This window comes from Polaromonas sp. (genome assembly GCF_012927415.1).
GTDB lineage: Bacteria > Pseudomonadota > Gammaproteobacteria > Burkholderiales > Burkholderiaceae_C > Polaromonas.
The window spans coordinates 1-11,092 of sequence record NZ_JABBPF010000174.1 but is presented as its reverse complement, the minus strand read 5'-3'; the positions used below and the strand labels follow the sequence as shown (position 1 = coordinate 11,092).

Sequence of the window (11,092 nt, the reverse complement as noted above, 5' to 3'; positions counted from 1 at the left end):
TTGTGGACACCGCCCAATCTTTGCTGTGTTATGGCAACAAGCCAGTTTTGGTGTATGTTGACCCCGACACTTTTAACATTGACCCGGCTCGGATCGAAGCGGCCATTACCCCTCAGACTACAGCCATCATGCCGGTACATGTCTATGGTCGCCCATGCAATGTTGAGGCTATCCAGAAGATCGCAGACAATTACAACCTGCGCGTGATCTATGACGGCGCCCACGCCTTTGGCGTTCAATGCCACGGTGGCAGCGTGTTGAGCCATGGCGATTTGTCAATGCTTAGCTTTCATGCCACCAAGGTCTTCAACACGTTCGAGGGCGGTGCAATCATTTGCCCTGATGCAAAGACCAAGCAGCGAATCGACCATTTGAAAAACTTTGGGTTTGTGGATGAGGTAACCGTGGTGGCCCCGGGTATCAACGGAAAAATGAGCGAAGTCAACGCGGCATTTGGGTTGCTGCAGCTCAAGCATATTGATATTGCCTTGGGCCGCCGCAAGGAAATCGCCAAGGCCTACCGCGAGGCGCTAGCTTCAGTCAAGGGCATTCGGGTGCTGACCGATGATGGTGAAACCGTTGCCAATAACGCCTACTTTCCCATTCTGGTTGAGCCGGAGTACCCGCTCAGCCGCGACGCGCTGTACCAGCGACTTAAAGACTACGGCATTCATGGCCGCCGCTACTTTTACCCGCTGATTACGGACTTCCCCATGTACCGGGGCATGCCCTCGGCGCAACGCGAAAACCTGCCGGCGGCGACGGCCGCCGCGCAGAAGGTGCTTTGCTTGCCGATTTACCCGGCCTTGACTCAGCAAGAACTGCAGCGCATCACCCAATTGATCGCTTTATAAGACGTGCCTAAGAAAATATTTTTCCTTGGTGCTGCACCCACGCAAATGGCACCTCTTCGCTACGCGCGCGAACAAGGCCACCGTGTCATCACTTGCGACTATTTGCCCGACAACCCTGGCCACAAACTGGCGCACGAGTCCTACAACGTCAGCACGACCGACAAAGATGCCGTGCTGGAATTGGCCCAACGACTGCAAATCGACGCTATCGTGGCCTACGCCTCCGACCCCGCCGCGCCGACTGCTGCCTACGTAGCAGAACAAATGGGTTTGCCCGGTAACCCGTATCAAGCGGTGTGCACCTTGGCGCGGAAAGACCTGTTTCGCGCCTTTTTGAAAGAGCATGACTTTAACGTTCCGCTTTCTGAATCTTTTTATGATCGCGAACAAGCCCGCGCCTGGGTGGCAGAAATTGGCGTGCCTGTTTTCATCAAACCTGTGGATTCATCTGGTAGCAAAGGCGTCACACGCTTGACCGACCCTGTGAAATTTGACGAGGCTTTCAACCACGCGGTAACGTATTCACGCGAAAAAATGGTGGTGGTCGAGGCCGAAATCGTTCGCACCCGCTACCAAGTGGCAGGCGATGGCTTTGTGGTGGACGGTCAACTGGCCTTCAGATGCTGGGCCGACGAGCATTTCGACAAACTCTGCAACGGGCTGGTGCCCATCGGCCAGACCTTCCCGACTTCACATCCTGATGACTGGCTGGAAATTGCCCATACTGAAAGTCAGCGTCTGCTCACACTTCTGGGCATGAAAACCGGTGCTTTGAACTTCGACTTTGTATTTACTGAAGACGGCACGTTCTACTTCCTGGAGTTAGGCCCCCGCAACGGTGGTTGCCTGATCCCTGAGGTCGTCCAATACGCCACGGAAATCGACCTCGTCAAATACACCGTAGACGCCGCCTTAGGTTTGCCATGCACGGGCGTGACCATGAAGGCTGCTACAGGCTATTGGTCCAGCTACATGGTGCACTCGCTGGAGACGGGGGTATATAAAGACCTTTGGATCTCCGAGCGGATCAAGCCAAAAATAATTGAGCAGGATATTTGGGTCAAACCAGGTGACAAAGTGGAAAAGTACCTCGGTTCGAATCACACCTTGGGCACCATGATTTTGAGATTTAATTCTATGGCAGAGATGCTCGAAATAGTAGATAACATGGAAAACGAAATTAGAGTTAATTGCAATGAATCTTCGTGAAAATATTATTGATCTTATTCGTAGTGAGCAAATTCGACAAACTGGTAATTTTGTGCCAGAGAGCGATGAGTTTTTCAAGAAACTTGCCGCCAAGGCTGAAGTTCTATCACACGATGTGTTTGATCAGTGTTTGGGGTTTGTTTTTTTTTACTGTAATGAGCCAGATAAATATTCGAGTTATATAACTTTGCTTATGGTTGCTCCAGCTGCTAGAAAGTTAGGAATAGGTGCAGGACTTGTGCGATATGTACTCGCGTTGACCGCCAAGCGAGGTTTCAGGGTATGTCGTCTAGAGGTTCGAAAGGAAAATGCAGCAGCCATAAAACTCTACGAAACTATGGGTTTTTGCCCGATCGAAGACCGGGGTGATAAATATCTAATGGAGGCTCAGACGAGCTGAATTCGTGTTTCTTAAACGAAATATTCTCGCAAGCTATGTCAGCCAAACCTACGTCACGTTGATGAGTATTCTCATGCTGCCGTTGTATTTGAAGTACATGGGTGCTGAAGCATATGGACTTGTGGCTTTTTTTGTTCTGTTGCAGGCGTGGTTTCAACTTCTGGACATGGGACTGGTATCGACCATGGCGAGGCAAACCGCGCTGTTTGGTGGGGGGTCTGTCACGGCCTTAAGCTTTCGCCGACTCCTGCGGTCGCTGGAAGGGATTTTTCTTTGTGTGGCCTTTCTTGGCGCGACGTTATTGGCGCTGGGGGCGGGCAGTGTCGCTGAACACTGGCTGAGGGTTGAGCATTTGCCGAAGGAGGAGGTGATCAACGCGATCCAGATCATGGCATTGATTGCGGTGTTGCGCTGGATGGGCGAGCTTTACCGCGGCGTGATCACCGGGTTCGAGCGAATGGTGTGGCTGGGTGCGTTCAGCTCGGTCGTGGCTACAGTCCGCTTCGTGCTGGTGATTCCTTTTTTTATTTGGGTGGGAAGCACTCCCACTGAGTTCTTCACATTTCAGTTGATTGTGGCGGTGCTGGAGGCGCTGGTATTGATGCGCAAGGCCTACGTGTTGCTGCCCGCTGCGCCCGGCAGCGTTACGGGATGGAGTTGGCAGCCTTTGCGCGATGTGCTGGGTTTTTCGACGACCATGGCTCTGGCGAGCGTGGTTTGGGTGGTGGTGTCGCAAACCGACAAGTTATTGCTTTCAAGCCTGCTGCCACTGGCCGACTATGGCTGGTTCAGTCTGGCCGTGTTGGCGGCGGGGGGGGTGTTGCTGCTGACCGGCCCCATTGCGGCCGCACTGATGCCAAGGTTGACCGCGCTGCACGGACAGGGTAATGACGATGCCTTGCTGACCTTGTACCACCAGGCCACGCAATGGGCTGGTTTGCTGGTTTGGCCGGCATGCTTCGTTTTAGCCTGGTATGCCGAGCAGGTGCTTTGGGTCTGGACCGGAAATACCGAACTGGCCGTGCAGGCGGCACCTACGCTGCGGCTTTACGCCTTGGGCAATGCCGCCATGGCGCTTGGCGCATTTCCGTACTACCTGCAGTTCGCCAGGGGAAAGTTGCGCTTGCATCTTTTGGGCACGGGGGTCTTTGTATTGATGTTGCTGCCGTGTCTCTTCTGGGCCGTCGGCCGGTACGGCGCGCTAGGTGCGGGGTGGACGTGGCTTGCGGTTAATTTGGTCTATCTCGCGCTGTGGGTTCCTCTCGTGCACGCAAGGCAGGCTCGCGGATTGCACGGGCGCTGGTTGCGGCATGATGTAGCGCCGATTGCCTTACGAGCGATGGGGGGCGCGCTTGCATGTCAGTGGCTGCCGTGGCCCGCAGATCGTTTGCTGGTTGGTCTCCAGTTGTTGGTGATTTCGCTATTTGTGTTGCTCGCGGGCGCAATGGGTTCGTCCTCGCTGCGCGCCGAGATGCGCCATTTTTGGCGTCGCCGCTATCTGCAGCGGCAAGCATGATCACTATTCATATTTGAGGGTGAAATATGAGATTTTTCGGTGCGCTCGGCGCAATTCATCGAATAGGCTGGCGAATGGCAGCACGCATTCCGTTCGGCGCCAGACGCTACTGCTGTATGTGCGAGAGCCGTGTGCGGCGTTTCCTGCCCTACCGCCGTGGTCTGGCGAGCGTTCCACCGCTGATGCGGCAGTTGGCCGTAGTTGGCAGCGATGTTGAGCATTTCGAGTGCCCTGCCTGTCAAAGCCATGATCGCGAACGTCACCTGCTTTTATACTTGACTGCTGCAAACCTACTGTCATGTATGAATGCTGCGCGCATTTTGCATTTCGCACCAGAAACTCATTTGCAGCGCTTTATTCGAAAAACTGGTCCGGCTGAGTATGTCTTAGCGGACCTGTTTCCAGCTAGTCCAACCGTCCAAAAAATGGATCTCCAGGCGATCCCTTATTCTGCCAACTATTTTGATTTTGTGCTGGCTAATCATGTCTTGGAGCATGTGCAAGATGATGCACAGGCGTTGCGTGAGATCTTTAGAGTACTGCGCCCGGGGGGGAATGCCATTTTGCAGACGCCCTACGCCAGCGGACTCACAAATACCTTCGAAGATCCTTCCATAAGGACCGAGCTTGCATGTCTGCATGCATATGGTCAAGAGGACCATCGCCGCCTTTTTGGTAAGGACTTTAAGCGTCGTGTGGAGGAGTGCGGGCTGCGCCGGGCGACAGCAAGTCATGCAGCCTTGCTACCTCACGTCGATGTAGCGTATATGGGTGTCAACCCCGAAGAGCCATTTTTCCTGTTTCAAAAGCCGTTAACTATATGACCGTATTCGCCGAGTCAATTGGGCATGTGCAAAAACTGTTGATCTCGGTGTGTATCGTCACATACAACCAGCAAAATTACATTCGTGATGCGGTTATGAGTGTGTTGGGGCAAGTCAATCCAGCTGAGTTTGACCTCGAAATTTTGGTTGGAGACGATTCCTCAACAGACTCCACGCCTGCCATTCTTCAGGATTTGGCGATGCGGCATCCGGACTACATGACTGTTGTAACCCACAGTCGAAACGTGGGCGGATGCGAAAATTATCTGACACTACTGCGTCGCGCGCGAGGTGATTTTGTCGCACATCTGGATGGGGACGACTATTGGTTACCCGGCAAGTTGTCGGCACAACTGGCGTTTCTGAATGACCATCAAGAGTGCACCGCGGTTTATTCAAATGCCGTGGTAGTGAATGCCCAAGGTGTGCTGGTCGGCGGTTTTTCCAACGCGCAACCCGACGTAATCGACGCTGACTACCTTTTGGCGAGAGGCAACTTTCTCAACCACAGTTCGCTCCTGTATCGCGCCCAATCGATTGAAAGCCTTGGCGCACTTCAGTCACCTTTTATTGACTACATGGTCCATTTAAGATTGGCGCAGCAAGGCAGCCTTGGGCTATTGCCTGCTACTTACGTGGTTTATCGGCGCATGACGGCCACATCCATGCTGAAAAATCAATTCAGCCACTTTGATGACCTGTACCTGCACACAATTGTCACGATGGCTGCAGAAGCGCCGGAATCAGTTCGCCACAGTTGTTGCGCCACTTATATTATTAACACTCTTAGCGCCCAGCCGTTGTGGTGCATGGAAAAGGATTTCTGGTCCCGCGCAAAGTTGCTCGTGCAGCAACTCCGGTTACGACCGACAATGCTGTTGATTCATATGGCGCTTGTCTTGTTTTCCGCCGTGCGAAAAATGCTTTCAGTACGTGTTTCGCGTTTCTTGTGTCGGAGCAACGCGCTCATCATTGTTCATCCCCGCCAGTAAACAACTTGCCACGGTTCGATTGTGTGACGTGAGGAGGGGAATTCAAAAGGCCACGCCCAGCCGCCACCGAGGCAATTAGAAGGCCGCGTAGCAATATATCGCCGAGGAGAGACTGCCGAAAGCGCTTGAAGGAAAACACAAGCCGTGACGCCGAAGAAACTTGGTGCGGATTCAAGTACTTTTTCATAAGTTGACGTTGGAATGGGGTTAGGCGCGAGGCGAAGGCAATCTCCAATTGCTCTATCTGGCTGTACATGATGTGTACCCAGCTTGTCTTGCGCAAAAAGCGCAATATTCTGATGTATCTTCCTATGCCCGCTCCCCGACCTATAGCATTTCCGCCATGTTGCCGGTACAAAATGGTAGCCTCGTCATCAGCGATCACCTGACCAAAAGCGGAAATTACCAAATACAGCCACCAGTCGTGGAAATATATTCGTTCCTGTTTTCCTATTTGTAGGGCCAGGAGCAATGCTTTCCGGTTAAAGGCAGCGGTGCAGCCGGTAACGATGTTTTCAGTGAGTGCATTTTGAAATGATGGTGGTCTTGCGCAGCGTTTTGAAAGCGCGATTGGGTGAAGGTTGCCGTCTACCAGTTGCTGGCGCGAGCAGTACAACGTGGGAATTTCATTTGTATTTTTTAGATATTCCCACGCGCGCCCGATTTTGTGGGGGAGCCATACATCATCCTGATCCGACAGCATGATCATTTCTGCGTCATCGGGCGCTGCGGCCATCAGCGTGAAGAAACTCCGCGCAAAGCCGATGTTCGGGCCACAGGTGAGCGTGATGCGCGGATCGCCAAAAGATCGAACAACGCTGGCTGTCCCGTCGCGCGAGCCGTCATCACGCACCATTAACCGGCCATCGGGTGGAAGTTGCCTCAGTATGGATTCGATCTGCTCGGCTACAAATGGCTCGCCCTGATAGGTGGACATGAGAATGACAACGCGCATGAAGTCCCTTTAGATCGGGTTCGATTATCTCTGAGGCATTTGTGATGCCCGCCGGGGTCGGCGACCTTGCGTGCTTAGAATCGCAGCCATGCAGGATAAACCAACAACAACCGTACTCGTAACGGGTGCCGCAGGTTATGTGGGATCACATACGGTTGTCGCTCTCCTGGAGCGGGGATACGGTGTTGTCGCGCTGGACAACCACTGCAACGGTTCACCGGTTGCGTATGAACGGGTGCAGAAGTTGACAGGTGCGTCGTTTGTGAAGGTGGTCGCTGATGTGCGGGATGAGGTGGCGCTGGCGCACATTCTTTCAACGTATCCTGTTGATGCCTGTATTCATCTTGCAGCACTTAAGGCCGTTGCGGAGTCAGGACAAAAGCCGCTGGACTACTGGAGCAACAACGTGGGCGGTTTGCTGGCAGTGTTGCGGGCTCTGCAGCATGCTGGGCCATGCCGGCTGGTGTTTAGTTCCTCGGCCACGGTTTATGGGGTCCCGGAATTTTCGCCTGTGCCTGAGGCTGCGGCACTCCGACCTGCGTCGGTCTACGGGCAGACCAAGCTGGCCGGGGAGCAGATTCTGCTCGCACTAGCAGCTCAATCCCCGCTGTCGCGGCTGGCAACGCTGCGTTACTTCAATCCCGTGGGCGCGCACCCCAGCGGTTTGATCGGTGAAGCGCCTCACGGAACACCCAATAATTTGATGCCTTACATCACGCAGGTGGCGTTGCGGCAGCGTCACGAACTGTCGGTTTTCGGTGGCGACTATCCCACGCCGGACGGCACCTGCATCCGTGACTATATTCACATTCAAGACCTCGCTGCGGGACATGTGGCGGCGCTTCGGCATTTGCTGGATGAGCCGGGTAGTTTCACGGTGAACTTGGGCACAGGCCGTGGCACCAGCGTGCGGGAATTGATTTCCACTTTTGATCGAGTCAATGGCGTTTGCGTACCATCTGTCGTGGTTGGGCGCCGCAGCGGTGATGTATCTGAATACTTTGCAGATCCATCGCTGGCGAAAGAGCTTCTGGGTTGGTGCGCACGCCATACCGTCGAAGACATGTGCCGGGATGCCTGGCGCTGGCAATTGCGCAATCCCGAAGGGTATACGTGAGTACAGAGTTTGTTTTCATAAGTTCGCGCGGAGGCCTAATGGTGGTGCTGTCTCCAGTTGCGGATTTTGGATTTTTTTTCGCGCTAGGCTGGTTGCCCTTGCACGCAATCAGAGTTGACCGAACTCCCCGGTGTCAAAAACATTGAACAATCGCCATCCGTCGAATTGGCGGCTGAGCGCTTTGCTCGTCCTGCCCTGGCTCAACCCCTACACCGCCGGGCCCACGCCCAACGCCTGGCCGTGGCTGTTTTCTGCGGCCTGCGCGGTCATCCTTTGGCTATTCCAGCGCAAGCTCGATGGCCGGCTCATCGCCAGCGGCTGGATACTGGCCGCCAGCCTGAGTGCGCTGGTCGGTCTGCTTCAATACTTCGGGCTGGCGCCCGATTTCAACCCCTGGATCAGCCAGACGCAGGCGGGCGAGGCTTTCGGAAATCTGCGCCAGCGCAACCAGCTGGCCACATTGATGAGCATTGGTCTGGTGGCCCTGATCGCCCTGCTTGCGTTGCCGAAAGGGCCAGGGCGAGAAATGGCAGGCCGGCGCGGGATGCCCTGGTGGGCGCTTGCCAGTGCCCTGCTGCTGGCCGTGGGCAATGCGGCCAGTGGCTCGCGCACGGGCTTGCTGCAGTGGCTGCTGATTCCGGCGCTCACGGCGTGGTGGGTTTTGCCGGGTGGCCGGCGACTGCTGGTGTTTGCGCTGCAGGCCTTGCTGGCCTTTGGGGTGGCCGTGATGATGCTGCCCTGGCTGCTTGAGCTGCTGACCGGGGTGCAAATCGGCGGCCTGTTTGGCCGGCTGACGGAAGCACCGACCTGCGAGAGCCGGAAAATACTGTGGTCCAACGTGCTCACGCTGATCGCCGAAAAGCCCTGGCTGGGCTGGGGCTGGGGTGAGCTGGACTACGCACATTTCATCACCCTGTACTCCGGCCCGCGGTTTTGCGAAATCCTGGACAACGCGCATAACCTGCCCTTGCATTTGGCCGTGGAGCTGGGTCTGCCCGCGGCTGTGGCGATCTGCGGGGCTTTAAGCTGGCTGGTCTGGCGCGCCAGGCCGTGGGCTGAAACCGATGCGGCGCGGCAGATGGCCTGGGGCGTGCTGGCCGTCATCTTGCTGCACAGCCTGCTGGAATATCCGCTGTGGTACGGGCCCTTCCAGCTGGCTGCAGGCCTGTCTGCAGGGCTGCTGTGGGCGCGACGGCCACCCGGCGCCGGGTTTTCTCCAGAAATTGGACAAAATAGGCCTGTGGTCCAGTACTTTCGGCTATGTATAGCTATTTTTATGATAGCAACGCTGGCGACTGTGGCCGTCAGCTATTACCGGGTCAGCCAGATTTACCTGCCGCCGGCCGAGCGCAGCGCCGCCTACCAGGGCGACACGCTGGCCAAAATCCGAAACAGCGCGCTGTTCCCCCATCAGGCCGAATTTGCCGAACTGAGCATGACGGCGCTTACGCCGGAAACGGCCGCCACCCTTCATGCTTTAGCACTTGGGCTGCTGCATTACTCGCCCGAGCCACGCGTGATTGAAAAGCTGATTGAAAGCGCCGTCATGCTCGGGCGCGATGATGAAGCGCTGCAATACCTGGCGCGCTACCGGGCGGCTTTCCCGCTGGAGCATGCGCGCTGGGCGAGCCAGAATGCGGCGCATTAAGGCGCATGAAGGCGCATTGAGACGCTTATCGGCGCTTACGGGCGCCAGATTTCCGCACGGCGCAGTTCAGGTTGACTGCTTGTGGCGCGATGAGCGTCCGGAACTCGGGGTTGAGGGTCGCCGCCTCAGCGCTATCGACCCGAAACGGCAGGTCAGACTCGTCAAACGTTTGTTCCAGCATGCCGCGCAATTCGGGCCCCGGCATCGTTTCAAGCGCTGGCAGATCAGGCCGCGCTCGGTGGCAATCCGGAACAGGGTGCGCTGGCTGTAGCCGTCGACTTCCACCGCGTTGCCAATTTCAAGTTCAATTTGACGCTTGAGCATCTTCCAGCCCAACTCAAAGCAGCAGTCAAAGCGCTGAATGCACGCGTCGCGTCAGGCTACGCTCGACGCTGGCGAGGTCTTTGCTCAGCGCTGATAGGTCAAGTTGAATGGTGTAAGTCCGCGATGAAAGTGTCAGGATGGATCAAACACCGGCGCTGCCGGCAAGGAAACTCCCCGACTTGCCCCCATGCTTTTCCAGCAGCTTGACCTCGGTGATGGTCATGCCCCGGTCCACCGCCTTGCACATGTCGTAAATCGTCAGCAGCGCGATGTTGACGGCTATGAGCGCTTCCATCTCGACGCCGGTGGGGCCGACAGTTTCGACCGTGGCGGTGCAGCTCACACAGCCTTTTCGTTCATCCCCCTCATTACCTTCATCAACACGGCCTGCCGTCTTTGAATCCACGGCTGGTGCAGCTACAAATTCAACAGCAACCCGGGTCAGTGCCAAGGGATGGCAGAGCGGAATCAGCTCGCTGGTTTTTTTGGCCGCCATGATGCCGGCGATGCGCGCCACGCCCAGCACGTCGCCTTTTTTGGCGTTGCCGGCCAGAATCAGCGCCAGCGTGGCCGCGTTCATCACGATAAGGCCTTGCGCGACCGCAATGCGGTGCGTGGCAGCCTTGGCCGCCACATCGACCATGTGGGCCTGACCCTGGCCATCAAAATGGGTCAATGCTGAAGAAAACGTCGTCATGCTGATACAGAACCTTTACAACTATGCGTCATCATAAGAGTTAGTACGCGGCGCCATCAACGCCGGGAAGGTGATTGCTTTTGACCTCCTTGATCCGCTCTGACCGTGCCCCCGCCCAACCGCGCCATGCCTGGAGCACCTTGGCGCTGGTTCTGCTGCTCCTGCTGCCTGTGGCCGGGCGCTCCCTGGCCCAGACGGCAGTCGCTGCGACCGGCCGAAACAGCGGTTCGCTGCCCTCGCTGGGTGACAGCTCCGATCTGTCGATCGCGGCAGAGCGGCGCATCGGCGACCGCATCGCCGCCAGTATTTACCGCGACCCTGACTACATCGATGACCCGGTGCTGGTGGACTATGTGCAAAGCATCTGGCTGCCGCTGAAGGCCGCTGCGCGCGCGCGCGGCGAGTTGCCCTCCGAGCTGGACGAGCGTTTTGCCTGGGAGTTATTCCTGATCCGTGACCGGAGCATCAACGCGTTTGCCTTGCCCGGCGGTTATTTCGGTGTCCACCTCGGGCTGATTGGCGCGGTGGGCAGCGCCGATGAAATGGCCGCCGTACT

Annotated in this window: 12 protein-coding genes and 1 pseudogene; 9 read left to right on the top strand and 4 right to left on the bottom strand. The window is 56.3% G+C overall.

Features of this window, described 5'->3' with window-relative positions:
- The 6 genes from HHJ19_RS14655 to HHJ19_RS14630 all read left to right on the top strand — a co-directional run.
- Nucleotides 1-854, top strand: an 854-nt coding sequence (locus HHJ19_RS14655) for a DegT/DnrJ/EryC1/StrS family aminotransferase (RefSeq protein WP_296908611.1), incomplete at its 5' end; no start/stop codon positions are given.
- Nucleotides 855-899: 45 nt separating this feature from the next.
- Complete coding sequence (locus HHJ19_RS14650; protein WP_296908610.1) at nucleotides 900-2,063, top strand: hypothetical protein; 1,164 nt, start codon at nucleotides 900-902, stop codon at nucleotides 2,061-2,063.
- The gene (locus tag HHJ19_RS14645) at nucleotides 2,050-2,463 is read left to right on the top strand and encodes an N-acetyltransferase (protein ID WP_296908609.1); all 414 of its coding nucleotides are present in this window, start codon (nucleotides 2,050-2,052) and stop codon (nucleotides 2,461-2,463) included. Before HHJ19_RS14650 ends, HHJ19_RS14645 begins: the two co-directional genes overlap by 14 nt.
- A gap of 4 nt (nucleotides 2,464-2,467) precedes the next feature.
- Nucleotides 2,468-3,979, top strand: a complete 1,512-nt coding sequence (locus tag HHJ19_RS14640; protein ID WP_296908608.1) for an oligosaccharide flippase family protein — start codon at nucleotides 2,468-2,470, stop codon at nucleotides 3,977-3,979.
- 26 nt (nucleotides 3,980-4,005) lie between these two features.
- Nucleotides 4,006-4,803, top strand: a complete 798-nt coding sequence (locus HHJ19_RS14635; RefSeq protein WP_296908607.1) for a class I SAM-dependent methyltransferase — start codon at nucleotides 4,006-4,008, stop codon at nucleotides 4,801-4,803.
- Nucleotides 4,800-5,795 (top strand): glycosyltransferase, encoded by a 996-nt coding sequence (locus HHJ19_RS14630; protein WP_296908606.1) that lies wholly within the window; start codon nucleotides 4,800-4,802, stop codon nucleotides 5,793-5,795. The genes HHJ19_RS14635 and HHJ19_RS14630 overlap by 4 nt, the downstream gene beginning before the upstream one ends.
- Here the strand turns inward: HHJ19_RS14630 and HHJ19_RS14625 are convergent.
- Nucleotides 5,773-6,750: a glycosyltransferase family 2 protein gene (locus tag HHJ19_RS14625; RefSeq protein ID WP_296908605.1), complete on the bottom strand. Its 978-nt coding sequence runs from the start codon at nucleotides 6,748-6,750 to the stop codon at nucleotides 5,773-5,775. The genes HHJ19_RS14630 and HHJ19_RS14625 overlap by 23 nt on opposite strands.
- Nucleotides 6,751-6,838: 88 nt before the next feature.
- Here HHJ19_RS14625 and galE point away from each other — a divergent pair, with 88 nt between their 5' ends.
- Together galE and HHJ19_RS14615 are read left to right on the top strand one after the other, a co-directional pair.
- Nucleotides 6,839-7,867 carry a UDP-glucose 4-epimerase GalE gene (galE, locus tag HHJ19_RS14620; RefSeq protein WP_296908604.1) on the top strand — a complete coding sequence of 343 codons (1,029 nt, stop codon included), beginning with the start codon at nucleotides 6,839-6,841 and terminating at the stop codon, nucleotides 7,865-7,867.
- A gap of 181 nt (nucleotides 7,868-8,048) precedes the next feature.
- Entirely contained in the window at nucleotides 8,049-9,515 is a 1,467-nt protein-coding gene (locus tag HHJ19_RS14615) for a Wzy polymerase domain-containing protein (RefSeq protein ID WP_296908603.1), read from the top strand.
- 25 nt (nucleotides 9,516-9,540) lie between these two features.
- On the opposite strand, the gene HHJ19_RS14610 is transcribed toward HHJ19_RS14615, so the two are convergent.
- From HHJ19_RS14610 to moaC, 3 genes and pseudogenes are all read right to left on the bottom strand, one after another.
- Nucleotides 9,541-9,696: a hypothetical protein gene (locus HHJ19_RS14610; RefSeq protein WP_296908602.1), complete on the bottom strand. Its 156-nt coding sequence runs from the start codon at nucleotides 9,694-9,696 to the stop codon at nucleotides 9,541-9,543.
- Nucleotides 9,697-9,746: 50 nt separating this feature from the next.
- Nucleotides 9,747-9,878 (bottom strand): annotated as a pseudogene (locus tag HHJ19_RS18075) (hypothetical protein); the annotation flags it as partial.
- 103 nt (nucleotides 9,879-9,981) lie between these two features.
- On the bottom strand, nucleotides 9,982-10,536 hold the full coding sequence (gene moaC / locus HHJ19_RS14605; RefSeq protein ID WP_296908601.1) for a cyclic pyranopterin monophosphate synthase MoaC: 555 nt from the start codon (nucleotides 10,534-10,536) through the stop codon (nucleotides 9,982-9,984).
- 170 nt (nucleotides 10,537-10,706) lie between these two features.
- On the opposite strand from moaC, the gene HHJ19_RS14600 reads away from it, so the two are divergent.
- A partial coding sequence (locus HHJ19_RS14600; RefSeq protein WP_296908612.1) for a M48 family metalloprotease occupies nucleotides 10,707-11,092 on the top strand: 386 nt, incomplete at its 3' end.

Bases quoted from the DNA above. Each gene is read 5' to 3' on its own strand.
- HHJ19_RS14635 (WP_296908607.1), top strand. From the start codon at position 4,006: ATGAGATTTTTCGGTGCGCTCGGCGCAATTCATCGAATAGGCTGGCGA.
- HHJ19_RS14645 (WP_296908609.1), top strand. From the start codon at position 2,050: ATGAATCTTCGTGAAAATATTATTGATCTTATTCGTAGTGAGCAAATT.
- HHJ19_RS14650 (WP_296908610.1), top strand. From the start codon at position 900: ATGGCACCTCTTCGCTACGCGCGCGAACAAGGCCACCGTGTCATCACT.
- galE (WP_296908604.1), top strand. From the start codon at position 6,839: ATGCAGGATAAACCAACAACAACCGTACTCGTAACGGGTGCCGCAGGT.
- HHJ19_RS14625 (WP_296908605.1), bottom strand. From the start codon at position 6,750: ATGCGCGTTGTCATTCTCATGTCCACCTATCAGGGCGAGCCATTTGTA.
- HHJ19_RS14630 (WP_296908606.1), top strand. From the start codon at position 4,800: ATGACCGTATTCGCCGAGTCAATTGGGCATGTGCAAAAACTGTTGATC.
- moaC (WP_296908601.1), bottom strand. From the start codon at position 10,536: ATGACGACGTTTTCTTCAGCATTGACCCATTTTGATGGCCAGGGTCAG.
- HHJ19_RS14610 (WP_296908602.1), bottom strand. From the start codon at position 9,696: ATGCTGGAACAAACGTTTGACGAGTCTGACCTGCCGTTTCGGGTCGAT.